Origin of the sequence: Pseudomonas sp. DCA-1 (assembly GCF_046523955.1) — a bacterium.
In the GTDB taxonomy this organism is placed as follows: Bacteria; Pseudomonadota; Gammaproteobacteria; order Pseudomonadales; family Pseudomonadaceae; genus Aquipseudomonas; species Aquipseudomonas putida_Y.
On sequence record NZ_CP169881.1, the window covers coordinates 2,112,065 to 2,138,192 of the forward strand.

Annotated in this window: 16 protein-coding genes; 3 read left to right on the forward strand and 13 right to left on the reverse strand. The window is 63.8% G+C overall.

The window, feature by feature from the left end; all coding sequences use genetic code 11:
• Positions 1-54: 54 nt before the first annotated feature.
• The 10 genes from ACE4QZ_RS10125 to ccoN (ACE4QZ_RS10170) form a co-directional block, all read right to left on the reverse strand.
• Positions 55-582 (reverse strand): FixH family protein, encoded by a 528-nt coding sequence (locus ACE4QZ_RS10125; RefSeq protein WP_021783042.1) that lies wholly within the window; start codon positions 580-582, stop codon positions 55-57.
• Between the two features lie 15 nt (positions 583-597).
• The gene (ccoG, locus tag ACE4QZ_RS10130) at positions 598-2,013 is read right to left on the reverse strand and encodes a cytochrome c oxidase accessory protein CcoG (protein WP_028696987.1); all 1,416 of its coding nucleotides are present in this window, start codon (positions 2,011-2,013) and stop codon (positions 598-600) included.
• Between the two features lie 296 nt (positions 2,014-2,309).
• Positions 2,310-3,287 (reverse strand): cytochrome-c oxidase, cbb3-type subunit III, encoded by a 978-nt coding sequence (ccoP, locus tag ACE4QZ_RS10135; protein ID WP_021783044.1) that lies wholly within the window; start codon positions 3,285-3,287, stop codon positions 2,310-2,312.
• Positions 3,284-3,475 carry a CcoQ/FixQ family Cbb3-type cytochrome c oxidase assembly chaperone gene (locus ACE4QZ_RS10140; protein WP_003254287.1) on the reverse strand — a complete coding sequence of 64 codons (192 nt, stop codon included), beginning with the start codon at positions 3,473-3,475 and terminating at the stop codon, positions 3,284-3,286. The genes ccoP (ACE4QZ_RS10135) and ACE4QZ_RS10140 overlap by 4 nt, the downstream gene beginning before the upstream one ends.
• A gap of 5 nt (positions 3,476-3,480) precedes the next feature.
• A complete protein-coding gene (gene ccoO / locus ACE4QZ_RS10145; RefSeq protein WP_003254286.1) occupies positions 3,481-4,089 on the reverse strand; it encodes a cytochrome-c oxidase, cbb3-type subunit II in 609 nt (202 codons plus the stop codon).
• Complete coding sequence (gene ccoN / locus ACE4QZ_RS10150; RefSeq protein ID WP_003254284.1) at positions 4,089-5,531, reverse strand: cytochrome-c oxidase, cbb3-type subunit I; 1,443 nt, start codon at positions 5,529-5,531, stop codon at positions 4,089-4,091. The genes ccoO (ACE4QZ_RS10145) and ccoN (ACE4QZ_RS10150) overlap by 1 nt, the downstream gene beginning before the upstream one ends.
• Before the next feature lie 739 nt (positions 5,532-6,270).
• The gene (gene ccoP / locus ACE4QZ_RS10155; RefSeq protein ID WP_021784452.1) at positions 6,271-7,212 is read right to left on the reverse strand and encodes a cytochrome-c oxidase, cbb3-type subunit III; all 942 of its coding nucleotides are present in this window, start codon (positions 7,210-7,212) and stop codon (positions 6,271-6,273) included.
• On the reverse strand, positions 7,209-7,403 hold the full coding sequence (locus ACE4QZ_RS10160) for a cbb3-type cytochrome oxidase subunit 3 (RefSeq protein WP_021784453.1): 195 nt from the start codon (positions 7,401-7,403) through the stop codon (positions 7,209-7,211). The genes ccoP (ACE4QZ_RS10155) and ACE4QZ_RS10160 overlap by 4 nt, the downstream gene beginning before the upstream one ends.
• 5 nt (positions 7,404-7,408) lie before the next feature.
• On the reverse strand, positions 7,409-8,017 hold the full coding sequence (ccoO, locus tag ACE4QZ_RS10165; RefSeq protein WP_003254281.1) for a cytochrome-c oxidase, cbb3-type subunit II: 609 nt from the start codon (positions 8,015-8,017) through the stop codon (positions 7,409-7,411).
• Positions 8,018-8,030: 13 nt separating this feature from the next.
• The gene (gene ccoN / locus ACE4QZ_RS10170) at positions 8,031-9,455 is read right to left on the reverse strand and encodes a cytochrome-c oxidase, cbb3-type subunit I (RefSeq protein ID WP_003254280.1); all 1,425 of its coding nucleotides are present in this window, start codon (positions 9,453-9,455) and stop codon (positions 8,031-8,033) included.
• A gap of 50 nt (positions 9,456-9,505) precedes the next feature.
• Here ccoN (ACE4QZ_RS10170) and ACE4QZ_RS10175 point away from each other — a divergent pair, with 50 nt between their 5' ends.
• On the forward strand, positions 9,506-10,198 hold the full coding sequence (locus ACE4QZ_RS10175) for an alpha/beta family hydrolase (RefSeq protein WP_021784455.1): 693 nt from the start codon (positions 9,506-9,508) through the stop codon (positions 10,196-10,198).
• Between the two features lie 113 nt (positions 10,199-10,311).
• Here ACE4QZ_RS10175 and ACE4QZ_RS10180 read toward each other — a convergent pair whose 3' ends face one another.
• Both ACE4QZ_RS10180 and ACE4QZ_RS10185 read right to left on the reverse strand, forming a co-directional pair.
• Positions 10,312-10,596, reverse strand: coding sequence for a pyrimidine/purine nucleoside phosphorylase (locus tag ACE4QZ_RS10180; RefSeq protein ID WP_021784456.1), 285 nt, complete (start codon positions 10,594-10,596; stop codon positions 10,312-10,314).
• Between the two features lie 74 nt (positions 10,597-10,670).
• Positions 10,671-11,222, reverse strand: coding sequence for an exonuclease domain-containing protein (locus ACE4QZ_RS10185; protein ID WP_021784457.1), 552 nt, complete (start codon positions 11,220-11,222; stop codon positions 10,671-10,673).
• Positions 11,223-11,393: 171 nt separating this feature from the next.
• Between ACE4QZ_RS10185 and ACE4QZ_RS10190 the strand changes: the two genes are divergently transcribed.
• Positions 11,394-12,194, forward strand: coding sequence for a substrate-binding periplasmic protein (locus ACE4QZ_RS10190; protein ID WP_028698348.1), 801 nt, complete (start codon positions 11,394-11,396; stop codon positions 12,192-12,194).
• 40 nt (positions 12,195-12,234) lie between these two features.
• Here the strand turns inward: ACE4QZ_RS10190 and ACE4QZ_RS10195 are convergent, their stop codons facing one another.
• Positions 12,235-12,765, reverse strand: a complete 531-nt coding sequence (locus ACE4QZ_RS10195) for an RNA polymerase factor sigma-70 (RefSeq protein ID WP_021784459.1) — start codon at positions 12,763-12,765, stop codon at positions 12,235-12,237.
• 308 nt (positions 12,766-13,073) lie between these two features.
• Between ACE4QZ_RS10195 and ACE4QZ_RS10200 the strand changes: the two genes are divergently transcribed.
• A complete protein-coding gene (locus ACE4QZ_RS10200; protein ID WP_279935035.1) occupies positions 13,074-26,027 on the forward strand; it encodes a non-ribosomal peptide synthetase in 12,954 nt (4,317 codons plus the stop codon).
• The last annotated feature ends 101 nt before the right edge of the window (positions 26,028-26,128 follow it).

The following is a 26,128-nucleotide window of genomic DNA, read 5'->3' on the forward strand; positions in this document are numbered from 1 at the left end:
TGAGCTATCGCATTCGCGGGCAAGCCCGCTCCTACACAGGGAGAAGTGGTACGACTATTGGTGTTCGGCGCCTTGCAGTGCTTCATCACCCAGCTGCAAGGTCACACCATGCGCCACTTTTTCCTCTTCGAACAAGCGCCACACCTGGCCCCCTTCGCTACCCAGCAGTTCGACAAAGCGGCGCCCGTCGACCTTGTCTTCCAGCTGCCCCACATAGCGCCCTGCTTCTACCCGGCTTAGCAGCACCTTGCGGTCTTTCTCTGGCTGGGTTGGCGAAATCAGGTTCAGATCCAGGCTTTGCGGGTCGCTGTTACCGGTCAGACGCAGGTCCACTTCGCCAGTCAGCTCATCGAGGTGCACACTGGCCTTCAAGCCTAGCTTCTGCGCCAGCAATTCACGGTCCAGTGAGCGGTTGATGCCTTTGCCGGCCTCGTAGTAGTTGTCGTTCACCAGGTTGTCCGGGTTATGCACAGCGATGCTGACCATGGTCAGGCTCAGGCACACCGAGGTGGTGAGGATGCCGATGATGATCCAGGGCCAGAGGTGCTTGTACCAGGGGCTGGCGGCGGTGGCGGCAGGCATTGTGCGTTATCTCTCTTAGCGGATCTGTGGGCCGATGAAACGGCTCTTGGCTTCAACCTGGGCGTCACTGTCGTCGGCGCTCTTGAGGATGAAGGTGATTTCGTTGGTGGTCGATGGCAGTTTCTCGGGGGCAACCGACAGCTGCACGGGAAGGCTGACGATATCACCGGCTGCCACGCGGATTTCGCGTTGGCCTTCGAGCTTGAGGTCCGGCAGGCCGGCCGCGTCCAGCACGTAGACGTGATCGCGCTGGTCCTTGTTCATCACCTTCAGGCTGTACACGTTCTCGATCCGGCCCTGGGCGTTTTCGCGGTACAGCACACGGTCTTTGCTGACGTCGAAGCCGACCAGCGAACGGGTGGCGAAGGCCGTCGCCAGCCCGATCATCATCACCAGCAGTACCACGGCATAGCCGATCAGGCGCGGGCGCAGCATGTGGGTCTTCTGTCCGGACAGGTTGTGTTCGGTGGTGTAGCTGATCAGGCCTTTGGGGTAGTTCATCTTGTCCATGATGCTGTCGCAGGCATCGATACAGGCGGCGCAGCCAATGCACTCGATCTGCAGGCCGTCACGGATATCGATGCCGGTAGGGCAGACCTGCACGCACATGGTGCAGTCGATGCAGTCGCCCAGGCCTTGGGCCTTGTAGTCAGCGTCCTTTTTTCGTGGCCCGCGGGTTTCGCCACGGCGTGGGTCGTAGGACACGATCAGCGTGTCCTTGTCGAACATCACGCTCTGGAAGCGTGCATAGGGGCACATGTACACGCACACCTGTTCGCGCAGCCAGCCGGCGTTGCCGTAAGTGGCGAGGGTGAAAAAGCCGACCCAGAAGTAAGCCCAGCCATCGGCCTGGCCGGTGAAGAATTCAATCACCAGTTCACGGATCGGCGAGAAGTAGCCGACGAAGGTCATGCCGGTGACAAAGCCGATCAGCAGCCACAGGCTGTGCTTGGCGAATTTGCGCAGGAACTTGTTGCCGCTCATGGGGGCTTTGTCGAGCTTCATGCGCTGGTTGCGGTCACCTTCGGTGACCTTTTCGCACCACATGAAAATCCAGGTCCACACGCTTTGCGGGCAGGTGTAGCCGCACCACACCCGGCCGGCGAACACCGTGATGAAGAACAGGCCGAAGGCGGCGACGATGAGAATGCCCGAGAGCAGGATGAAGTCTTGCGGCCAGATGGTAGCGCCGAAGATGTAGAACTTGCGTTCGGGCAGGTTCCACCACACAGCTTGGTGACCACCCCAGTTCAGCCACACGGTGCCGAAGTACAGCAGGAACAGTGCGGCACCCCCGACCATGCGCAGGCGACGGAACAGGCCGGTGAAGGCGCGGGTGTAGATCTTTTCCCGGGAAGCGTAGAGGTCGACGGAATCCTTCCCTTTGCTGGCAGGCGGGGTGACATCATGTACCGGAATTTGCTTGCTCATCATCAAGTCCCACGGCAGTGGAGAAACGCCGCGGCCTGTGCGTGCGGGCCGCAGTCTCGCGCAATCTGCTAGCGCTCTGCGGTCCATGATACGCCGCTGAGGGCGGTATGGGATCGCACTGCGACCTTTAGTCGCGTTGGGTTCGTGGTATGAAACGTGTTATGGCGGGTGTCAATTGATCCAGGTCACTTGCCTGCGAGAAATGCTGTGCCAGTACCGGCCTCTTCGCGGGTAAACCCGCTCCTACAAGGATCCTGTGTAGGAGCGGGTTTACCCGCGAAGAGGCCAGGCCTGCCTTACTCAGCCTTGGCCGGTTCAGCCTGGTGCGACAGGCTGTAAACATAAGCCGCCAGCAAGTGCACCTTGTCGTTGCCCTGCAGCTGTTCCTGGGCCGGCATCTGCCCCTGGCGGCCATAACGAATGGTCTGCTGCAGCTGGGCAAAGCTCGAACCGTAGATGAACGCCTGCGGGTGGGTCAGGTTCGGTGCGCCCATGGCGGGTGTACCTTTGCCTTCCGGCCCGTGGCAGGCCACGCAGTTGGCAGCAAAGATCTTCTGCCCGTTCTCGACATCGGCTTTCGCGCCCTCAGGCAATGTGCGGCCATCGAGTTTGCTGACCACGAATGCAGCCACATCGGCCACGCCCTGGTCACCGATTACTTCGGCCCAGGCCGGCATCACGCCATGGCGCCCGCCCATGATGGTGGTCTTGATGGTTTCCGGCTCGCCGCCCCAGCGCCAGTCATTGTCGGTGAGGTTGGGGAAGCCGAAGGCGCCCTTGGCGTCGGAACCGTGGCACACCGAGCAGTTGGAGGCGAACAGCCGCGCGCCCATTTTCAATGCCTGCGGGTCCTTGGCCACATCCACGATGGGCATGGCCGCGAACTTGGCGAAGATCGGCCCGAAGCGGGCGTCGGCCTTGGCCATTTCCTTTTCCCACTCGTGCACGCCGGTCCAGCCCGGCTGGCCGTTGGAAAACTCGGTCTGCTTGTCGTTATCCAGGTACGAATAGCCCGGCAGGATGCCTTTCCAGTTGCCCAGGCCCGGGTACAGCACCAGGTAGCCGAGGGCGAAGATGATGGTGCCGACGAACAGCCAGAACCACCATTTCGGCAGCGGGTTGTCGTACTCCTCGATGCCATCGAAGGCATGCCCGACGGTTTCGTCGGTAACCTCTTCGCGCTGGCCCTTGCGGGTCGACAGCAGCAGCCAGGTCAACGAGAAGATGGTGCCCAGGGTCAGGACGGTAACGTACAGACTCCAGAAGGTTGTCATTGTTGTTTGCTCCCAGAAGCTTTTGCTTGCTCGACGTGCCGGGTGGCCTCGGGGTCATCCGCGAAGGGCAGTTGGGTCGCTTCGTCGAAGTCCTTTTTACGCCGTGGGTTGAACACCCACAGCGCCAGGCCCACGAAGGCCACCATCACCACGACGGTGCCCAGGCCGCGAATCATCCCGATATCCATCAGTGTCACCGTTTGCTTTTGATGATGGTGCCAAGACCCTGCAGGTACGCGACGATGGCGTCCATTTCGGTCTTGCCCTTGACCGCGTCACGAGCGCCGGCAATGTCGGCGTCGGTGTACGGGGTGCCGAGTGTGCGCAGCACTTCCATCTTCTTCGCGGTGTCTTTGCCGTCGAGCTTGTTCTCGACCAGCCACGGGTAGGACGGCATCTTCGATTCCGGTACCACGTTGCGCGGGTTGTACAGGTGCGCACGGTGCCAGTCATCGGAGTAGCGGCCACCGACGCGGGCCAGGTCCGGCCCGGTGCGCTTGGAACCCCACAGGAACGGATGGTCCCACACGCTCTCACCGGCTACCGAGTAGTGGCCGTAACGCTCGGTTTCGGCACGGAACGGGCGGATCATCTGCGAGTGGCAGCCCACGCAGCCTTCGCGGATGTAAATATCGCGGCCTTCCAGCTCCAGCGCGGTGCGCGGCTTCATGCCCTCGACCGGCTTGTTGGTGACGTCCTGGAAAAACAGCGGGACGATCTGGGTCAGGCCACCGACGCTCACGGCGATGACCATGAAGAAGGCCAGCAGGCCTATGTTCTTCTCGACGGCTTCATGCTTCATCAGTGCGCTCCCACAACGACGATCTTGGCGGCCTCTTCAGCCTGTGCCGGGTTGGCGGCACGTACGGTACGGAATACGTTGTAGGCCATCAGCAGCATGCCGCTGGCGAAGAACGCACCGCCCAGGGCGCGGACGATGTAGCCAGGGTGGCTGGCCTGCAGGGCTTCGACGAAGGAGTAGGTGAGGGTGCCGTCATCGTTGATGGCGCGCCACATCAGGCCTTGGGTAATGCCGTTGACCCACATCGAGGCGATGTACAGCACGGTGCCGATGGTGGCCAGCCAGAAGTGCGCGTTGATCAGGCCAATGCTGTGCATCTGCTCGCGGCCGTAGAGTTTCGGGATCATGTGGTACACGGCGCCGATCGAGATCATTGCCACCCAGCCGAGGGCGCCGGCGTGGACGTGGCCAATGGTCCAGTCGGTGTAGTGCGACAGTGAGTTCACGGTCTTGATGGCCATCATCGGGCCTTCGAAGGTGGACATACCGTAGAACGCCAGCGACACCACCAGGAAGCGCAGGATCGGGTCGGTGCGCAGTTTGTGCCAGGCGCCCGACAGGGTCATCATGCCGTTGATCATGCCGCCCCAGCTTGGCGCCAGCAGGATGATAGACATCACCATGCCCAGCGACTGCGCCCAGTCAGGCAGGGCGGTGTAGTGCAGGTGGTGCGGGCCAGCCCAGATGTACAGGGTGATCAGCGCCCAGAAGTGCACGATCGACAAGCGATACGAGTAGATTGGCCGCTCGGCCTGCTTGGGCACGAAGTAGTACATCATCCCCAGGAAACCGGTGGTGAGGAAGAAGCCCACGGCGTTGTGGCCATACCACCACTGGATCATCGCGTCGGTGGCGCCGGAGTAGGCCGAGTACGACTTGAACAGGCTCACCGGCAGCGAGATGTGGTTGACGATGTGCAGCATCGCGGTCACCACGATGAAGGCGCCGTAGAACCAGTTGCCGACATAGATGTGCTTGGTCTTGCGCTTGACGATGGTGCCGAAGAACACCAGGCCGTAGGTAACCCAGACGATAGCCAGCAGGATCGCCAGCGGCCACTCGAGCTCGGCGTATTCCTTGGTGGTGGTGTAGCCCATCGGCAGGGTGATCAGCGCGCCGACGATGACGGCTTGCCAACCCCAGAAGGTGAAGGCGGCCATGCTGTCGGAGATCAGCCGGGTCTGGCAGGTGCGCTGCACCACGTAGTAGCTGGTGCCGAACAGCGCACAGCCCCCGAAGGCGAAGATCACCAGGTTGGTGTGCAGCGGGCGCAGGCGGCCGAAGCTGGTCCAGGGAAGGTCCAGGTTCAGCTGCGGCCACACCAGCTGCGAGGCGATGAAGACGCCGAGGCCCATGCCAAGGATCCCCCAGACCACCGTCATGATGGCGAACTGGCGGACGACCTTATAGTTATAAGCAGTCGGACTGATTGCTGTGCTCATTCTAAGGTTCCACGGTTTTGATGTTCTTGTTGGTCGAAAAATCGGCGCCAGTATTGATAACCAGCAAGGTTACCGCAACGCAACTTTGGTACGCCGACCCGTGTCCAGGCCCGTTCACTGATGTCCCGCAGGGATCGGGTCTTGGCGATTGTACACAAATAAATATTTGTAATGTGTACCGTTTTTCACCTTTTTCTGATCGATCGGTCAAGCTTTTTTTGGGGCGGCGACAGGCCATGCACCGCGTCTGCATCGCTCCTTTCGCAGCGATGCCCATTGAGGCAACAAGCTTAGTTGTGTTCGGTGGGGGTGCAAGGGAAGCGGGCTGAGGGGGGATGTAAGGGTTGAGTGTTGTGGTGGGGCGGGGGGGAAAGGGTTGAGTGTTGTGGTGGGGCGGGGGTGTAAGGGTTGAGTGTTGTGGTGGGGCGGGGGGGGAAAGGGTTGAGTGTTGTGGTGGGGCAGAGATCGAGCGCCGCCCGCGCGGCGCATCGCGAGCTGCGCTCGCTCCTACGTTTGTTTCGGGCCAATCATTCCTGTGGGATTTGCGCGCGAACGCCTTGGCGCATGTCGCGATTTCGCGTGGTACGGGCCAGGCGGTCGCGCGCGCCTGGCACAGGAGGGACTGGCCCGAAACAAACGTAGGAGCGAGCGCAGCTCGCGATGCGCCGCGCGGGCGGCGCTCGATCTCACAGGCGCCAAATCCCTTTCTCTAACAGGCGCCAAATCCCTTTCGGCGAACTCACTGTGCAGTCACAGTCTCGGCCGAACCCTCCCGCGACAGGCTATACACATAAGCCGCCAGCAAGTGCACCTTGTCATTGCCCTGGATCTCGGCCTGCGCCGGCATTTGCCCCTGACGACCATAACGAATGGTCTGCTGCAGCTGGGCAAAGCTCGAACCGTAGATGAACGCCTGCGGGTGGGTCAGGTTCGGTGCGCCCATGGCGGGTGTACCTTTGCCTTCCGGGCCGTGGCAGGCCACGCAGTTGGCAGCAAAGATCTTCTGCCCGTTCTCGACGTCGGCCTTCGCGCCCTCAGGCAATGTGCGGCCATCGAGTTTGCTGACCACGAATGCAGCCACATCGGCCACGCCCTGGTCACCGATCACTTCGGCCCAGGCCGGCATCACGCCATGGCGCCCGCCCATGATGGTGGTCTTGATGGTTTCCGGATCGCCACCCCAGCGCCAGTCACTGTCGGTGAGGTTGGGGAAACCAAAGGCGCCCTTGGCATCGGAACCGTGGCACACCGAGCAGTTTGAGGCAAACAGGCGACTGCCCATTTTCAGCGCCTGCGGATCCTTTGCCACTTCTTCCACGGGCATGGCGGCGTATTTGGCGAAGATCGGACCGAACCTGGCATCGGCCTTGTCCATTTCCTTCTGCCATTCGTTGGCGCCGGTCCAGCCATTTTCATAGCCCGGCAGGATGCCTTTCCAGTTGCCCAGGCCCGGGTAGAGGATCAAATAGCCGACCGAGAACACCAAGGTGCCAACGAACAGCCAGAACCACCACTTGGGCAGCGGGTTGTCGTACTCCTCGATGCCGTCGAAGCTATGGCCCATGGTCTCGTCAGTGGTGTTGTTGCTCTGGCCCTTGCGCGTGGCGAGCAGCAGCCAGGTCAGGCCAATCAGGCTACCGATGGTCAGTACGCTGATGTACGTACTCCAGAACGTGGTCATTGCCCGTTACTCCTTTTTGCAGCAGGCTCCTGCCCGGCAGGGGGCAGGCGGTCGTCGACGAAGGGCAGCAGGCGCGCTTCGGCGAAATCACGGTCGCGGCGGCGGTTGAAGACCCACAGGGTGAGGCCGATGAAGGCAATCATCACCACCAGGGTGCCCAACCCGCGGATCATGCCGATGTCCATTTCCATCGCACTCACCTCTTGTTCTTGATCGCGGTGCCGAGCACCTGCAGGTAGGCGACCAGCGCATCCATCTCGGTCTTGCCCTTGACCGCTTCGCGGGCGCCGGCAATGTCGTCGTCGGTGTACGGCACGCCCAGGGTGCGCAGGGTGCGCATCTTGACGTCGGTGTGGCTGTTGTCGACCTGCTGGGCAACCAGCCACGGGTAGGATGGCATCTTCGACTCCGGCACCACGTTGCGCGGGTTGTACAGGTGCGCACGGTGCCAGTCGTCCGAGTAGCGGCCACCGACCCGGGCCAGGTCCGGCCCGGTGCGCTTGGAACCCCACAGGAACGGGTGGTCCCACACGCTTTCACCGGCCACCGAGTAGTGGCCGTAACGCTCGGTTTCGGCGCGGAACGGGCGGATCATCTGCGAGTGGCAGCCCACGCAGCCTTCGCGGATGTAGACATCGCGGCCTTCCAGTTGCAGCGCGGTATAGGGCTTCATGCCCTCCACCGGTTTGTTGGTGACGTCCTGGAAGAACAGCGGGACGATCTGGGTCAGGCCGCCGATGCTGACGGCAAATACCATCAGCAGGGCCATCAGGCCGACGTTTTTCTCGATGACTTCATGTTTCATCAGGCGTTTCTCCTCAAGCCAACTGGGCGTTCGCAGGGGCGACGTCAAGCGCTGGCGAACGCACGGTGCGCCAGGTGTTCCAGGCCATCAGGAACATGCCGCTGAGGAAGATCGCGCCGCCGACGAAGCGCACGACAAAGCCTGGGTGGCTGGCCACCAAAGTTTCCACGAACGAGTAGGTCAGCGTGCCGTCGCTGTTGACCGCGCGCCACATCAGGCCCTGGGCGATGCCGTTGACCCACATCGAGGCGATGTACAGTACGGTACCGATGGTGGCCAGCCAGAAGTGCGCATTGATCAGGCCGAGGCTGTACATGCGTTCTTTGCCGAACACTTTGGGGATGGTGTGGTATAGCGCGCCGATCGAGATCATCGCTACCCAGCCGAGAGCGCCGGCGTGGACGTGGCCGATGGTCCAGTCGGTGTAGTGGGACAGGGCGTTGACCGTCTTGATGGCCATCATTGGCCCTTCGAAGGTGGACATGCCGTAGAACGCCAGCGACACCACCAGGAAGCGCAGGATCGGATCGCTGCGCAGTTTGTGCCAGGCGCCCGACAGGGTCATCATGCCGTTGATCATGCCGCCCCAGCTGGGTGCCAGCAGGATCAGCGACATCACCATGCCCAGCGACTGCGCCCAGTCGGGCAGGGCGGTGTAATGCAGGTGGTGAGGGCCGGCCCAGATGTACAGGGTGATCAGCGCCCAGAAGTGCACGATCGACAAGCGATACGAATACACTGGCCGTTCGGCCTGCTTGGGCACGTAGTAGTACATCATCCCCAGGAAGCCTGCGGTCAGGAAGAAGCCCACCGCGTTATGGCCGTACCACCACTGCACCATGGCATCGGTGGCGCCAGCGTAGACCGAGTAGGATTTGGTCAGGCTGACCGGCAGCTCCAGGTTGTTGACGATGTGCAGCAGCGCCACGGTCAGGATGAAGGCGCCGAAGAACCAGTTGCCGACGTAGATGTGTTTGGTGTTGCGCTTCATCAGCGTGCCAAAGAACACGATGGCGTAGCCCACCCAGACGATGGTGATCAGAATGTCGATCGGCCATTCCAGTTCGGCGTATTCCTTGGAGCTGGTGTAGCCCAGCGGCAGGCTGATGGCCGCCAGCAGGATAACCAGTTGCCAGCCCCAGAACGTGAACGCGGCCAGGCCCGGTGCGAACAGGGTGGTCTGGCAGGTGCGTTGCACCGAATAATAGGAGGTGGCGAACAGTGCGCAGCCGCCGAACGCGAAGATCACCGCATTGGTATGCAGGGGGCGCAGGCGGCCGAAGCTGGTCCAGGGGAGGTCGAAGTTGAGGGACGGCCAGGCGAGCTGGGCGGCGATGAAGACGCCGAGCCCCATCCCGACGATTCCCCACACCACCGTCATGATGGCGAATTGGCGGACCACCTTGTAGTTATAGGCGGTACTGCTGGTTGTGTTCATGTATGGGTTCCCATCCACGGTTATTTGGCAGGCTTTACAGCGAGGCAAGCATGATTAATGGGCAAAGTGCCGGTATTGACGGGGATCAATGGGCGAAGGTCGCAAATGTCCCAGGCTTGCGCTGCGATCCTCCGCCGGTTGAAGGTAAAGAGGGCTACAAGGGGTGCCTGATCCTGGCCCATGGCGCGGGCGCGCCGATGGACAGCGGGTTCATGGACGAAATGGCGCAAAGGCTTGCGGCTCTTGGGGTAGCGGTAGTGCGCTTCGAGTTCCCGTACATGGCCGAGCGCAGGGTTACCGGTGGCAAGCGGCCGCCTAACCCGCAGAAGGTGTTGCTTGAATGCTGGCGCGAGGTGTACCGGCAAGTGCGACCTTTGGTCGCGGGCAAGCTGGCCGTGGGTGGCAAGTCCATGGGGGGGCGCATGGCGAGCCTGCTGGCCGACGAACTGGGCGCGGATGCGCTGGTGTGCCTGGGTTATCCATTCTATGCGGTGGGTAAACCCGAGAAGCCACGGGTAGAGCACCTGGCCGAGTTGAAGACACCGACGTTGATCGTGCAGGGCGAGCGGGATGCGCTGGGTAACCGCGAGGCGGTGGCGGGGTATGCGTTGTCGCCGGCGATCGAGGTGAGCTGGCTAGTGGCGGGGGACCATGACCTGAAGCCGTTGAAGGCTTCGGGGTTCAGCCATGAGCAGCATTTGCAGGCGGCGGCTGAACGTGTTGCTGATTTCCTGAAGGATTAGTGCTGGATTCTTCGCGGGTAAACCCGCTCCCACAGGATGGTCACAGGGTCCGAGGACGGTGATACGCCTGAGGGAGCGGGTTCACTCGCGAAGAGGCCGGCACAGGCCGACGCTTAGTCGCGGTACTCGCACAGGTAGGCCGTATCCACCGCCACTTTCAGCTGGAACTTGCTGTCGGCGGCAACATTGAACTTGTCGCCTGCCTTGAAGGTTTCCCAGTTGTCGCTACCTGGCAGTTTCACGGTCAGCGCGCCCGATACCACATGCATGATCTCGCGCTTGGCAGTGCCGAATTCGTATTCGCCCGGAGCCATGACGCCGACAGTGGCCGGGCCTTCTTCGCCCGAGAATGCGATCGACTTGACGGTGCCGTTGAAGTACTCGTTGACCTGGAACATGGGCGACTCCTGAAAAGAGGTGATGAAAAAGGGCTGGCCAGTATGCCCAAGCCCACAGGCCTCGTCATCTGCTTTCAGGGGCTGTTGGCGGGCAGGGTCAACGGTAATAGCCGCGCCGTGTTGCGCGCATCTTCCAGGGCCCTGTGCTGTTGCCCGCAAAAGTGCATGCCGGCCAGTTGCAGGGCGCCGTTCAGGCCGGTGGGGCGCTGCAGATGGCGGGCCTTGGCAAAGCGTTGCTTGAGGTTGATGTGCGGCAATGTGCGCAGCAGGCTGTCGAGGCTGTGCTGCTGCCACTCCTGGTGCAATTGCTGGCGGTCGTAGTCGCCCCAGCTGACCCAGGCCTGAAGCTGCCCGCGGTGGTGCCCCAGCCAGCGCTCGAAGCTTGCCCACACCTCGCGAAACGGCGCGGCGTTGTCCACGTCGGCCTGGCTGATGTGGGTCAGCTCACGGCAGAACGGGGTAAGCTGCGGCCGCCGCCGTGGCTTTACAAAACGCTGGAAATGGTCGACCTCGCGGCCTTCGCGGGTAACCAGGCTTGCGCCAATTTCAATGACTTCCATCTCTGTGACCGGCCACCCACCATCGTCGGTGGTGGCTTCCAGGTCGATCACCAACCAATGGCCCATACCAGGCTCCCTTGCAGATCCTGCTAGAGCGTAGCCAATGTCTGGGCATACGGCATCCTATGGCATTTTGCCGCCTGCTTTGGCACAAAGAGCAGACGCCAGTAGTTGTGCCGCCCCTGGAAAACGCCTAGCTTAGGCGCATACAGGCATAAACCGTGATGAGTGTCCGTCTTGACTCCAGTGCCCGGCCTCAAGGCCTTGTCCACCCTGATGCTGCTGGCCGTGTTCTGGTTGGCGGCACCGGTATGGGCTGGCGAAGCGGTCGAAGTGAAGATTGGCGCGGCCCATTTCCCGCCTTACACGGTGCGCCCCGAGCAAGGCGCCGATACCGGTTTGCTGCCGCAGTTGGTCAATGCACTCAACCGGGCGCAGCAGCACTATCACTTCGTTCTTGTGCCTACGTCTATCCAGCGGCGCTTCGGTGACTTCCAGCAGGGCCGCACCGACATGGCAATTTTCGAGAACCCACAATGGGGCTGGGAGCAAATTGCTCATCAGGCCGTGGACATGGGCCTGGAAGATGCCGAAGTGTTCGTTGCCCGTCAGGCAAATGGCAATGATCCACATTACTTCGATGACCTGCGCGGTAAACGCCTGGCATTGTTCAACGGCTACCACTACGCGTTCGCCGGCTTCAACGCTGACCCGAATTACCTGCGCAAGACATACAACGCGACCCTGACCTATTCCCACGACAGCAACCTGCTGATGGTGCAGGCCGGCCGCGCCGATATCGCCCTGGTCACGCGCTCCTACCTCAGCGATTTCCTGGCACGCAACCCGGCGAGCAGGGCTCAACTGGTGCCTTCGCAGCGCATTGACCAGGTCTATCACCACTACGCCTTGCTGCGCCCAGAGGCGCCTATTGACGAGCAGTCGTTCGCTGCCCTGCTGCGTGGCCTGCGTGACAGTGGTGAGCTGGCGCGGATCTTCGACCCCTACCGCATCACAGTCAGCACGCGCAGGCCTTGATTCCCGCCCGATGGCATCGTAGATGTTGTCGAAGAGTAACTCAGGCTTGCCGGTTGGCGGTCTTGCGGCAATGCACCAATGCATCGCGAATCATGAAGTTGACCAGGGTCGGTGACACCCCCAGTTCCTTCGCAATGTCCTTCTGCGGTACGCCATGCAGGCGGTACATCTCGAACGCATAGCGGGTACGTTGCGGCAGCTCGTTCAGCGCCTGGGCAATGTCGTCCAGTGCGGCAAGGTTGATATGGGTGGCTTCGGGCGAGGCATTCTGGATAACCACATTCAGGCCTTCCTCCTCACTGCCGGAGTACTTCAGCTCCATTGTCTGCTTGCGGTAGTGGTCGATCGCAAGGTTGCGCACGATCTGGAACAGGTAGCTCAGCTGCGCCTTGAATGACGAGGTGATCTGCGGGGCAGCACCGAGCCGGAAGAAGGCGTCCTGCACCACATCCTCGGCGCGGGAGCGGCAGCCAGTGATGCGGGCAGCGATCTTGACCAGGATGTTGCGGTTGTCGACGAAGGCCTGCAGTAATGGTGAATCGCACTTACTTGTGGATAGTTGTTCCGCCATGGAAATCACCTTGTCACAGAGAGGAAAGGAGGCACCCAAAGCTGGGAAGCTTCCTACGACGTGCGACAAATTATGTAGAATGATAATGATTGTCAAATGCGAAACTAAATTATTATTGCGTGTTGCTGTCCCAAGGGGGCATGCCCCCAGGTATGCCTCCAGCCTTCACGCAGCCCCACACCCTCGCCCCCGCTAATTTCTGCCCCCGTCCATCCGTTCCCCTGTGTACATCCCCGGTCGCCGCTCGCTGCCCGCCGCTGTTCGCGGCGCAGTCGGCACGCCCTAACAGACACTGGCAGGAACACCCCATGACGGACGCCTTCGAACTCCCGCTCTCGCTGGTCCAGGCCCTGGCGCAACGCGCCGCGCAGACCCCGGACAGGATTGCTCTGCGCTTTCTCTCCGACGCCCCCGGCGAGCAGGCCGTGCTCAGCTACCGGGACCTCGACCAGCGTGCGCGCACCATCGCCGCTGCCTTGCAGGCGCGCGCCAGCTTCGGTGACCGTGCCGTGTTGCTGTTCCCCAGCGGGCCGGATTACGTGGCGGCGTTCTTCGGTTGCCTGTACGCAGGCGTGATCGCGGTGCCGGCTTACCCGCCGGAGTCCGCGCGCCAGCATCATCAGGAGCGTTTGCTGTCGATCATCGCCGACGCCGGGCCGCGCCTGCTGCTGACCGTGGCGGCGCTGCACGACCACCTGCAAGGCCTGGAGGTGCTTGCGGCAGACGACACGCCCGAGTTGCTGGCCGTGGACGGCCTGGACCCGGCGCTGGCCGCGACCTGGCGTGAGCCCGCACTCAAGGGCGAGGACATCGCCTTCCTGCAGTACACCTCCGGTTCCACCGCGCTGCCCAAGGGCGTGCAGGTCAGCCATGGCAACCTGGTGGCCAACGAGCAACTGATCCGCCAAGGCTTCGGCATCGACCTCAATCCCGACGACGTGATCGTCAGCTGGTTGCCGCTATACCACGACATGGGGCTGATCGGCGGCCTGTTGCAGCCGATCTTCAGCGGTGTGCCCTGCGTGCTGATGTCGCCAGGGTTCTTCCTGGCCCGGCCGCTGCGTTGGTTGCAGGCCATCAGCGACTACGGTGGCACCATCAGCGGCGGGCCCGACTTTGCCTACCGCCTGTGCAGCGAGCGGGTGAGCGAGGCTTCGCTGGCCGGGCTCGACCTGAGCCGCTGGCGCGTAGCCTATTCGGGCTCCGAGCCAATCCGCCAGGACAGCCTGGCCACCTTTGCCGACAAGTTCCAGGCCTGCGGTTTCGACCCGCACAGCTTCTTCGCCAGTTATGGCCTGGCCGAAGCCACCTTGTTCGTCAGCGGCAGCCGCCGTGGACAGGGTATCCCCGCGCTTGAGCTGGATGCCAAAGCCTTCGCCGCCAACCGCGCCGAACCCGGCACTGGCAGCGTGCTGATGAGTTGCGGCTTCCCGCAGCCGGGGCACGCGATACGCATCGTCGAGCCGCAACAACTGCAAGTGCTGGGCGACAACCAGGTGGGGGAAATTTGGGCAGGCGGCCCGAGCATCGCCCTGGGCTACTGGCGCAACCCAGAAGCCAGCGCTCGCACCTTCGTCGAAATGGATGGCCAGACCTGGCTGCGTACCGGCGACCTGGGCTTCATGCGTGAAGGCGAGGTATTCGTCACCGGGCGCCTGAAAGACATGCTGATCGTGCGTGGGCAGAACCTTTACCCGCAAGACCTGGAGAAAACCCTCGAACGTGAAGTGCAGGTGCTGCGTAAAGGCCGGGTGGCGGTGTTCGCCGTCGAGCATCAAGGCGAGGAGGGCATCGGTGTCGCGGTGGAGGTCAGCCGCAACGTGCAAAAGGCACTCAAGCCCCAGGACCTGATCAAGACCCTCCGGCAGGTCATCGCCGATGCCTGCCGGCAGGCCCCCGCCGTGGTCCTGTTGCTGAACCCCGGCGCGCTGCCGAAGACCTCCAGCGGCAAGTTGCAACGCGCTGCCTGTCGCCTGCGCATGGACGATGGCAGCCTGGACTGCTATGCCCGTTTCCCTGAGGCAAGCGAAGCCGGTGCCGGTGCAACCGCTGGCGATGAGCTGCAAGCACGCATCGCGGGTGTGTGGCGCGAGATCCTCAAGGTAGAGGCGGTGTCGGCTGGCGACCACTTCCTGCTGCTGGGCGGTAACTCCATCGCCGCCACCCAGGCGACAGCGCGCCTGGCCGATGAGTTGGGTATCGACCTGAGCCTGCGCATGCTGTTCGAGGCGCCGGTACTGGCCGACTACAGCAAGGCCGTGGCACAGGTCATCGCCGATGGCGCCGCAGGCACCGCAGCCATCACCACGCTGGAGCGCGCCCAGGCGTTGCCCCAGTCGCTGGCGCAAAACCGCTTGTGGCTGCTTTGGCAGTTGGATCCGCAATCAGCGGCCTACAACATTCCCGCCGGCTTGCACCTGCGCGGCGAGCTGGATGTCGACGCTCTAAAAGTGGCCTTCCAGGCACTGGTGGCGCGCCATGAATCGCTGCGTACCGTGTTCAGCGAAGAGAATGGCCAGGCGCTGCAGCGTATCCTGCCGCAACAACCGTTCAGCCTGCACCGCCTGGACCTTGAAGGGCACTCGCCCGAGCAGGTTGCCGCGCAGCGTGAAACCGAGGCCCGCCAGCCGTTCGACCTCTCCCAGGGCCCGTTGCTGCGGGTGACCCTGGCGCGGCTGGACGATGAAGACCATCAACTGTGGGTGACTTTGCACCACATCGTCGCTGATGGCTGGTCGCTGAACATCCTCCTCGATGAGTTCGCCAAACTGTATGCCGCCCACTGCCAGGGCCTGGAGGCCAACCTGGCGCCGCTGCCCCTGGGTTACGCCGACTACGGCAGTTGGCAGCGGCAATGGCTGGCTGAAGGCGAAGCCGAGCGGCAGCTGCAGTATTGGCAGGCGCGCCTGGGCGATGAACTGCCGGTGCTCGACCTGTGCACCGATCATCCACGTGCCAGCCAGCGCGACCATCGCGCCGCCCGTTTCAGCCTCAAGGTGCCGGCCATGCTTACTGAAGCGCTCAAGGGCCTTGCCCGCGAGCAGCAGGCCAGCCTGTTCATGGTCCTGCTGGCAGGTTGGCAGGCGCTGCTGCACCGCTACAGCGGCCAGCCCGATATCCGCGTCGGTGTGCCCAATGCCAACCGCCCGCGTATGGAAACTCAGGGCTTGGTCGGTTTTTTCATCAATACCCAGGTGCTGCGCGCGCAATTCGATGGCCGTCTGTCGTTCGCACAGTTGCTGGCCCAGGTCCGTCAAGCCACCCTGGAAGCCCAGGCCAACCAGGACCTGCCATTCGAGCAGTTGGTCGAAGCCTTGCCAGAGGCCCGTGAGCAAGGTCTGTTCCAGGTCATGTTCAACCACCAGCAACGCGACCTGTCAGCCCTGCGGCGTCTGCCGGGGCTGTTGGCCGAAGAGCTGCCGTGGCACAGCCGTGAAGCCAAGTTCGACTTGCAGTTGCACAGTGAGGAAGACCATCTGGGCCGCCTGAGCCTGGCCCTCGACTACGCCGCGGAGCTGTTCGAAGCCAGCACCGTCGAACGTCTGGCCCATCACCTGCTGGTCCTGCTGGAACAGGCGTGTGCCGCGCCGCAGCAGGCGCTGGGAGAGGTGCAATTGCTGGATGAGCACGGCCGTGCGCAGCTGCTGGGTTGGGGCCAGGCAGAGGCCGCCGCAGCGCAGCACCTGTTGGTCGAACAACTCAATGAGCAGGCACGCCTGACGCCGCAACGCACCGCCCTGATCTGGGACGGCGGCAGCCTGGATTACGCCGGGCTGCACCAGCAAGCCAACCGGCTGGCGCACTACCTGCGTGACAAAGGCGTCGGCCCCGATACCTGTGTGGCCATTGCCATCGAGCGCTCGCCGCAATTGCTGGTTGGCCTGCTAGCCATTCTCAAGGCTGGCGGTGCCTACGTGCCGCTGGATGTCGATTACCCTGCCGAACGCCTGGCCTACATGCTGGCCGACTGCGACGCCCGTTTGCTACTGAGCCACAGCAGCCTGCTGGGCAAGCTGCCGCAGGTCGACGGTGTCAGCGCCATTGCCCTCGACCAGTTGCACCTGGACAGCTGGCCCAGCCATGCCCCCGGCCTGCACCTGCACGGCGACAACCTGGCCTACGTTATCTATACCTCCGGCTCCACCGGGCAGCCCAAGGGCGTAGGCAATACCCATGCGGCGCTGGCCGAGCGCCTGCAGTGGATGCAGGCGACCTATGTGCTGAATGACAGCGACGTGCTGATGCAGAAGGCGCCGATCAGTTTCGACGTCTCGGTGTGGGAATGCTTCTGGCCGTTGGTCACCGGCTGCAAGCTGGTGCTCGCTGGCCCTGGTGAACACCGCGACCCACAGCGTATCGCTGCCCTGGTGCAGGCCCATGGGGTGACCACGCTGCACTTTGTACCGCCGCTGTTGCAGGTGTTCGTCCAGGAGCCGCAGGCAGGTGCCTGCAGTAGCTTGCGCCGGGTGTTCTCGGGTGGCGAAGCGTTGTCCGCCACGCTGCGTGACCGCGTGCTGCAGGTGCTGCCGCAGGTGCAGTTGCACAACCGGTACGGCCCGACCGAAACCGCCATCAACGTCACCCACTGGCACTGCCAGGTGGCGGACGGTGAGCGCTCGCCCATCGGCCGCCCGCTGGGCAATGTGCTGTGCCGCGTGCTGGACGATGAGCTGGAACTGAGCGCCCCCGGTGTGCCGGGCGAACTGTACCTCGGTGGCGCGGGCCTGGCCCGGGGTTACCTGGGCCGCCCCGGCCTCACTGCCGAGCGCTTCGTACCCCAGGCCGACGGCAATGGTCAGCGTCTGTACCGCAGTGGCGATCGCGCCCGCTGGCAGGTTCAGCTGGAGGCCCTGGAATACCTTGGCCGCCTCGACCAGCAGGTAAAGGTGCGTGGTTTTCGCGTCGAGCCAGAGGAAGTTCAGGCCTGCCTGCTGGCACAGGCGGGTGTGGAACAGGCGCTGGTGCTGATACACAAGGACGCCGTTGGCGCGCAACTGGTCGGCTATTACAGTGGCAGCGCCCAGCCTGCCGAGGTGCTGGCCGTGCTGGCTGAGCAATTGCCAGCCTACATGGTGCCGGCGCAACTCATCCCTTTGGCACAGATGCCCCTGGGCCCCAGCGGCAAGGTCGACCGCAAGGCACTGCCTGCTCCAGTGTGGCAGCAGCGTGAGCATGTCGAGCCACGAACCGAGCTGCAACAACAGGTCGCGGCCATCTGGCGCGACGTGTTGAATTTGCCGCGCATTGGCCTGCAGGACGACTTCTTCGCCCTCGGTGGTCACTCGTTGCTGGCGACTCAGATCGTTTCGCGCACCCGCCAGGCCTGCGATGTCGAGCTGCCGCTCAAGGCCCTGTTCGAAGCCAGCGAATTGGGCGCCTTCTGTGCCGAGATCGCCCACTTGCGCGCGGCCGGCGAGCGCAATCTGCAAGGTGCAATCGCCCGTGTCGACCGCCGTCAGGCGGTGCCGCTGTCGTACTCGCAGCAGCGAATGTGGTTCCTCTGGCAGATGGAGCCGGATAGCCCGGCGTACAACGTCGGCGGCATGGCACGCCTGCGCGGCACCCTGCATATAGACGCTTTCGAGCGTGCGCTGCAGGCGCTGATCGTGCGCCACGAAACCTTGCGCACCACGTTCCCCAGCATCGACGGGGTGCCGTACCAGTGCGTGGCCGAAGACAGCGGCCTGCATCTCGACTGGCAAGACTTCAGTGCGTTGTCAGTCGATGCCCGCCAGCAACGTTTGCAACAACTGGCCGACGACCAGGCGCACCAGCCATTCGACCTGGAGCGTGGTCCGCTGCTGCGCGCCTGTCTGGCCAAGGCCGACGAGCGCGAGCACTTCTTCGTGCTGACGCTGCACCACATCGTCACCGAAGGCTGGGCCATGGACATCTTCGCCCGCGAGCTGGGCGAGCTGTACGAAGCCTTTGTCGATGACCGCGAATCGCCACTGGCGCCGCTGCCGGTGCAGTACCTGGACTACAGCGTGTGGCAACGGCAATGGCTGGAAAGCGGCGAGGGCGCGCGCCAGTTGGCCTACTGGAAGGCTCGCCTGGGCGATGAACACCCGGTATTGGCCTTGCCCGCCGACCGCCCGCGGCCGGCTGTGCAAAGCCACCGTGGCGAGCTGTACCGCTTCGACCTCGACCCGGCCCTGGTCGCCCGCGTGCATGCTTTCAACAGCCAGCGCGGCCTGACCCTGTTCATGACCATGACCGCCACCCTGGCCGCCTTGCTGCACCGCTACAGCGGCCAGCGCGACCTGCGCATCGGCGCGCCGGTAGCCAACCGCATCCGCCCGGAAAGCGAAGGGCTGATCGGCGCCTTCCTCAATACCCAGGTGCTGCGCTGCGAGCTGGACGGGCAGATGACCGCCGCTCAGTTGTTGGAGCAGATGCGTCAGGCCGCCATCGAAGGCCAGTCGCACCAGGACCTGCCGTTCGACCAGTTGGTGGAGGCCTTGCAGCCGCCGCGCAGCAGCGCCTACAACCCACTGTTCCAGGTGATGTGCAACGTGCAGCGCTGGGCTTTCCAGCAAAGCCGCAGCTTGGCCGGCATGCAGGTGGATTACCTGGTCAATGACGCCAGCGCCACCAAGTTCGACCTGTACCTGGAGGTGACCGACCTCGACGGTCGTCTGGGTTGCTGCCTGACCTACAGCCGCGACCTGTTCGACGAGCCGCGCATCGCGCGCATGGCCGAGCATTGGCAGCAACTGCTGGTCGGCCTGCTGGACAACCCGCAACAGCGCCTGTGCGAGCTGCCGATGCTGAGCAGCGCCGAGCAGCAGGTGCTGGTGGGCCAGTTGCAGGGCGAGCACGATTTCGACCTCGACCAGACCTTGCACGGCCTGTTCGCCGCCCAGGCCGCGCGTACGCCACAGGCTGGTGCGTTGACCTTTGCCGGCCAGCACATGACCTATGCCGAACTCGACCAACAGGCCAACCGCCTGGCCCGCGCCCTGCGCGAGCGTGGTGTCGGCCCGCAGGTGCGCGTGGGCCTGGCCCTGGAGCGATCGCTGGAAATGGTGGTTGGCCTGCTGGCCATCCTCAAGGCCGGCGGCGCTTATGTACCGCTCGACCCCGAGTACCCGCTCGACCGCCTGCGCTACATGATCGAAGACAGCCGCATCGGCTTGCTGCTGAGTCAGCGCGCGTTGCTGCAAGCCGTGGGCGAGCTGCCTGAAGGCGTGGCCAGCTGGAGCCTGGAAGACGATGCCGCCAGCCTGGCGGCCTACAGCGATGCGCCGCTGGACAACCTCAGCCTGCCGCAGCACCAGGCTTACCTGATCTACACCTCAGGCTCCACCGGCAAACCCAAGGGCGTGGTGGTCAGCCATGGCGAGTTCGCCATGCACTGCCAGGCGGTGATCGCCGCATTCGGCATGCGCAGCGATGACTGCGAACTGCATTTCTATTCGATCAATTTCGACGCTGCCAGCGAGCGCCTGTGGGCGCCGCTGCTGTGTGGCGCCCGTGTGGTGCTGCGCGCCCAAGGGCAGTGGGGTGCCGAGGAAATCTGCCAACTGGTGCGTGAGCAGAAGGTGAGCATCCTCGGTTTCACCCCTAGCTACGGCAGCCAACTGGCCCAGTACCTGGGTGGGCAGGGCGAACAGTTGCCGGTGCGCTTGGTGATCACCGGCGGCGAAGCGCTGACCGGCGAGCACCTGCAACGCATCCGCCAGGCCTTCGTGCCACAGCTGTTCTTCAATGCCTACGGCCCGACCGAAACCGTGGTCATGCCGCTGGCTTGCCAGGCGCCAGAGGCCTTGCCAGCAGACCTTGGCAGCGTACCGATCGGCCGCGTCATCGGTAGCCGTACGGCCTACATCCTCGACGAGGATCTGGCTTTGTTGCCGCAAGGCGGCATTGGCGAGCTGTATGTCGGCGGTGCCGGCCTGGCGCAGGGTTACCATGACCGTCCAGGCCTCACTGCCGAGCGCTTTGTCGCCGACCCGTTCAGTGCCGAAGGCGGGCGCCTGTACCGTACCGGCGACCTGGTACGTCTGGGTACTGATGGCCTGGTGGAGTATCTCGGCCGTGCTGATCAGCAGGTAAAGATCCGCGGCTTCCGCATCGAGCTGGGCGAAATCGAGAGCCGCCTTCAGGCCCACGACGATGTCGACGAGGCCGTCGTGCAGGCGCTGGATTTGCCGGGCGGCAAGCAGTTGGTGGGCTACTTGGTGTGCAGGCAGGCCACCGCCGGTAGCGAGGCGCAAAACCTGCTGCGCGAAGCAGTGAAAGCCGATGCCCGCCAGCACCTGCCCGATTACATGGTGCCTGCGCACCTGGTGCTGCTCGACAGCCTGCCGCTTATGGGCAACGGCAAACTCGACCGCCGTGCGCTACCGTTGCCGGATCTTGAGCAGGCGCGGCAGCAGTACCAGGCCCCTGGCAGCGCGGTGGAAGCACAATTGGCGCAGATCTGGCGCGACGTGCTGAACATTGCCCAGGTTGGGGTGCAGGACAACTTCTTCGAACTGGGCGGCGACTCTATCCTGTCGATCCAGGTGGTCAGCCGCGCCCGGCAGGCCGGCTTGCAATTCACCCCACGCGACCTGTTCCAGCATCAGACCATCCAGACCCTGGCAACTGTGGTTCAGCTCAGCGAAGCCGCGAGCACGGTCGAGCAGGGCCTGCGCCAGGGCCAGGCCGGGCTGACGCCGATCCAGCACTGGTTCTTTGACAGTGACGTGCCACAGCCGCAACACTGGAACCAGGCCGTGCTGCTGGAGGTGCGCCAACCCTTGGTTGAGGCCACCCTTGAACAGGCATTGGCTGCGCTGGTGCAGCACCATGACAGCCTGCGCCTGCGCTTCAGCGACGCCCAGGGCCGCTGGCAGGCGCAGTACGCGCAGCCTGGCGCCGAGCAACTGCTGTGGAGCGCCACTGTCGCCGATTTCAATGATTGTCAGGCACTCTACACCGACGTGCAGCGCAGCCTGGACCTGCAACAGGGGCCGCTGCTGCGCGCCTTGCTGGTGCGTGACGGGCAGGGCACCCAGCGGTTGTTGCTGGCGATCCATCACCTGGTGGTTGATGGTGTGTCCTGGCGGGTGCTGCTGGAAGACCTGCAGGCGCTGTACCGTGGCCAGACTCTGCCGGCCAAGACCCACGCCGTCGGCGACTGGGCGGCGCGCCTGGTCAGCTACGCCGGCAGCGATTCGCTGCGTGACGAACTGGCCTGGTGGCAAGGCCAGCTGGGCGGTGTGCGTCGCGAATTGCCGTGCGACCATCCGCAGGGCGGCAATTTGCATCGCGACGCTCAAACCCTGGCCATCGGCCTGGACGTGGAGCAGACCCGACAGCTGTTGCAACTGGCCCCGGCGGCTTACCACACCCAGGTCAACGACCTGCTGTTGACCGCACTGGCGCGGGCCTTGTGCCGCTGGAGCGGCGATGAAGAAGTGCTGGTGCAGCTCGAAGGCCATGGCCGTGACGGGTTGTTCGAAGACATGGACCTGACCCGCAGCGTCGGCTGGTTCACCAATGCCTACCCACTGAGCCTGCGTCCGCTGCCAGGTGAAGACGACGCGGCGCGGGCCGGTTCGATCAAGCGCATCAAGGAACAACTGCGCCATGTACCGCACAAGGGCCTGGGCTACGGCGTACTGCGCTACCTGGCGGATGCCGCCGGGCGCGAGCAGATGGCGGCCTTGCCGCAGGCGCGCATCACCTTCAACTACCTGGGCCAGTTCGACCAGCAGTTCGACAGTGCGGCCTTGTTCCAGCCCCTGGAAGCCCCGGCCGGGTTGGCGCATGATCTCGATGCGCCGTTGCCCAACTGGTTGAGCGTCGATGGCCAAGTGTATGGCGGTGCTCTGCAACTGCGCTGGACCTTCAGCGCCGAGCGCTACGACCAGAAGACTATCGCGGGTCTGGCTGAGGGCTATCGTCAGGAGCTGCTGGCGCTGGTCGCGCATTGTCTGGCCGATGGCAATGGCAGCTTCACCCCATCGGACTTCCCGCTGGCGCACCTGACTCAGGAGCAGATCGACGCATTGCCGGTCCCGGCCGCGCAGATCGAGGACGTTTACCCGCTGACGCCGATGCAGGAAGGCATGCTGTTGCACACCCTGCTGGAGCCGGGCACTGGCCTGTACTACATGCAGGACCGCTACCGCATCAACAGCGCGCTCGACCCCGAGCGTTTCGCCCAGGCCTGGCAGGCCGTGGTGGCGCGCCACGAAGCGTTGCGCGCCTCGTTCAGCTGGAACAGCGGCGAGGCGATGCTGCAGATCATCCACAAGCCGGGCAACCTGGCGGTGGACTACCAGGACTGGCGCGGCCTTGCCGACGATGCCCAGGAGCAGCGCCTGCAGGCCCTGCACAAGCAGGAGCGCGAGGCCGGCTTTGCCTTGCTCAGCGAGGCACCGTTCCACCTGCGCCTGGTGCGCGTGGCCGATGAACGCTACTGGTTCATGATGAGCAACCACCACATCCTTATCGATGCCTGGTGCCGCTCGCTGTTGATGAACGATTTCTTCGAAGTCTACCAGGCCCTTGGCGAAGGCCGTCAGGCCCAACTGCCGGTGCCGCCGCGTTACCGCGATTACATCGGTTGGCTGCAGCGCCAGGGCCTGGACGACGCACGCGCCTGGTGGCAGGCCAACCTGGCCGGCTTCGAACGTGCCACAGCCATCCCGAGCGACCGCCCGCTGCGCCATGACCACGCCGGTAGCGGCATGGTCGTCGGCGATTGTTATACCCGCCTTGAGGTGAATGATGGCGTGCGTCTGCGCGAGCTGGCCCAGGCCCATCAGCTCACCGTCAACACTTTCGCCCAGGCGGCCTGGGCCCTGGTGCTGTCGCGCTACAGCGGCGACCGCGACGTGGCCTTTGGCGTAACCGTGGCCGGGCGCCCGGTGAGCATGCCGCAGATGCAGCGCACCGTCGGCCTGTTCATCAACAGCGTGGCCCTGCGCGTGCAGTTGCCCGCGGCGGGTGAGCGTTGCAGCGTACGCCAGTGGCTGCAGGGCCTGCTGCAAAGCAACATGGAACTGCGCGAGTACGAATACCTGCCGCTGGTGGCGATCCAGGCGTGCAGCGAGTTGCCCAAGGGCCAGCCGCTGTTCGACAGCCTGTTCGTGTTCGAGAATGCGCCGGTTGAAACCGCCGTGCTCGATCACGCCCAGCACCTGAACGCCAGCTCCGACTCGGGCCGTACCCACACCAACTTCCCGCTGACGGCGGTGTGTTACCCGGGTGATGACCTGGGCCTGCACCTGTCGTTTGACCAGCGCTACTTCGACTACCCGACCGTCGAGCGCCTGCTGGCCGAATTCAAGCGCCTGCTGCTGGCGCTGGTACAAGGCTTTGAAGGGGAGGTGAGCGAGCTACCGCTGTCGAGCGCCCAGGAGCAAGGCTTCCTGCTGGAGGACTGCAACCGGACCGAGCGGGTTTATCCACTTGAACAGAGCTACATCGCGCAGTTCGAAGCGCAGGTCGTGGCGCATCCACAGCGTACCGTGGCCCGCTGCCTGGAGGCATCCTATGACTACGCCAGGCTGAACCTGGCGGCCAACCGCCTGGGCCATGCGTTGGTGGCTGCCGGAGTCTGCGTGGACCAGCCAGTGGCACTGCTTGCCGAACGTGGGTTGCCGCTGCTGGGCATGATTGTCGGCAGCTTCAAGGCCGGCGCCGGCTACCTGCCGCTGGACCCGGGCCTGCCGGCGGCGCGCCTGCAAAGCATCATCCAGCTCAGCCGCACGCCAGTGTTGGTGTGCAGCGCGGCCTGCGCCGAGCAGGGACGGCAGTTGCTCGGTGAGCTGGAGGCTGCGCTGCGGCCGCAACTGCTGGTCTGGGAAGACGTCCAGGCCAACCCGATCGCAAGCCACAACCCGGGTATCCACAGTGGCCCGGACAACCTCGCCTACGTGATCTACACCTCAGGCTCGACCGGTCTGCCGAAAGGGGTGATGGTCGAGCAGCGCGGCATGCTCAACAATCAGCTGAGCAAGGTGCCTTACCTGGCGCTGAGCGAGCAGGACGTGATCGCCCAGACCGCCTCGCAAAGCTTCGACATCTCGGTCTGGCAGTTCCTGGCTGCGCCGCTGTTCGGCGCCAAGGTAGAGATCGTGCCAAATGCCATCGCCCACGACCCGCAAGGCCTGCTGGCGCACGTGCAGGCCACCGGCATCACCGTGCTGGAGAGCGTGCCGTCCCTGATCCAGGGCATGCTGGCCAGCGACCACCAGGCCCTCGACGGCCTACGCTGGATGCTGCCGACCGGCGAGGCCATGTCACCGGAGCTGGCGGCGCAGTGGCTGCAGCGCTACCCGCAGATCGGCCTGGTCAATGCCTATGGCCCGGCGGAGTGCTCGGATGACGTGGCGTTCTTCCGCGTCGATTCCGCCTCGACCCAAGGCAGCTACCTGCCCATCGGTACGCCAACGGACAACAACCGCCTGTACCTGTTCGGCGAGGAACAGAAGCTGGTGCCGCTGGGGGCGGTGGGCGAACTGTGCGTGGCGGGTACGGGTGTAGGCCGTGGCTACGTCGGTGACCCGGTGCGCACGGCACTGGCGTTCATTCCTCACCCTTACGGGGCACCGGGAGAGCGCCTGTACCGTACCGGTGACCTGGCGCGGCAACGCCCGGACGGCGTGCTGGAATATGTCGGGCGCATCGACCACCAGGTGAAGATTCGCGGCTATCGCATCGAACTGGGCGAAATCGAGGCCCGGCTGCATGAGCAGGCGGAAATTCGCGATGCCGCTGTGGCGGTGCAGGAGGGCGTGAACGGCAAGCATCTGGTCGGCTACCTGGTGGCGCACCAGGGCGTCAGTGCCGATGCTGCGTTGCTGGAGCAGGTCAAGCAACGACTGCGTGCCGAGTTGCCGGAGTACATGGTGCCGTTGCATTGGGGCTGGTTCGACAGCATGCCGCACAACGCCAACGGCAAGCTCGACCGCAAGGCCCTGCCAGCCATCGACATCGGCGTGCAGCATAGCCAGGCCTATCAGGCGCCACGTAACGACCTGGAGGATGTGTTGGCGGGCATCTGGGCCGATGTGCTCAAAGCCGAGCGGGTGGGGGTGTGCGACAACTTCTTCGAGCTGGGCGGCCATTCATTACTGGCCACGCAGATCGCTTCGCGGGTGCAGAAGCAGCTACAGCTGAACGTGCCGCTGCGGGCGATGTTCGAGTGCAGCACGGTGGAGGCGTTGGCCGAGTATGTACAGGGGCTGCAGGGCAGTGCGCTGGATGATGACAAGGTCGACCGGCTCAGTGACCTGATGGCGGAGCTGGAGGGGCTGTGATGGGCAGGGGCGCTTGGCGCCCCTTTCAATGGTCACGGTACTAAGACTATGTGAGAAGAGACGTCGCGATCACCGCATAGAACAAGCCAGTGAGACCATGC

Excerpts from the sequence above, each read along its gene's own strand:
- ACE4QZ_RS10160 (WP_021784453.1), bottom strand. The coding sequence starts at position 7,403 with ATGGAAATGGACATCGGCATGATCCGCGGGTTGGGCACCCTGGTGGTG.
- ccoP (WP_021783044.1), bottom strand. The coding sequence starts at position 3,287 with ATGACAACCTTCTGGAGTCTGTACGTTACCGTCCTGACCCTGGGCACC.
- ACE4QZ_RS10195 (WP_021784459.1), bottom strand. The coding sequence starts at position 12,765 with ATGGCGGAACAACTATCCACAAGTAAGTGCGATTCACCATTACTGCAG.
- ACE4QZ_RS10200 (WP_279935035.1), top strand. The coding sequence starts at position 13,074 with ATGACGGACGCCTTCGAACTCCCGCTCTCGCTGGTCCAGGCCCTGGCG.
- ccoO (WP_003254286.1), bottom strand. The coding sequence starts at position 4,089 with ATGAAGCATGAAGCCGTCGAGAAGAACATAGGCCTGCTGGCCTTCTTC.
- ACE4QZ_RS10140 (WP_003254287.1), bottom strand. The coding sequence starts at position 3,475 with ATGGATATCGGGATGATTCGCGGCCTGGGCACCGTCGTGGTGATGGTG.
- ACE4QZ_RS10125 (WP_021783042.1), bottom strand. The coding sequence starts at position 582 with ATGCCTGCCGCCACCGCCGCCAGCCCCTGGTACAAGCACCTCTGGCCC.
- ccoN (WP_003254284.1), bottom strand. The coding sequence starts at position 5,531 with ATGAGCACAGCAATCAGTCCGACTGCTTATAACTATAAGGTCGTCCGC.
- ccoN (WP_003254280.1), bottom strand. The coding sequence starts at position 9,455 with ATGAACACAACCAGCAGTACCGCCTATAACTACAAGGTGGTCCGCCAA.
- ACE4QZ_RS10180 (WP_021784456.1), bottom strand. The coding sequence starts at position 10,596 with ATGTTCCAGGTCAACGAGTACTTCAACGGCACCGTCAAGTCGATCGCA.
- ACE4QZ_RS10185 (WP_021784457.1), bottom strand. The coding sequence starts at position 11,222 with ATGGGCCATTGGTTGGTGATCGACCTGGAAGCCACCACCGACGATGGT.
- ccoP (WP_021784452.1), bottom strand. The coding sequence starts at position 7,212 with ATGACCACGTTCTGGAGTACGTACATCAGCGTACTGACCATCGGTAGC.
- ccoG (WP_028696987.1), bottom strand. The coding sequence starts at position 2,013 with ATGAGCAAGCAAATTCCGGTACATGATGTCACCCCGCCTGCCAGCAAA.
- ACE4QZ_RS10175 (WP_021784455.1), top strand. The coding sequence starts at position 9,506 with ATGATTAATGGGCAAAGTGCCGGTATTGACGGGGATCAATGGGCGAAG.
- ccoO (WP_003254281.1), bottom strand. The coding sequence starts at position 8,017 with ATGAAACATGAAGTCATCGAGAAAAACGTCGGCCTGATGGCCCTGCTG.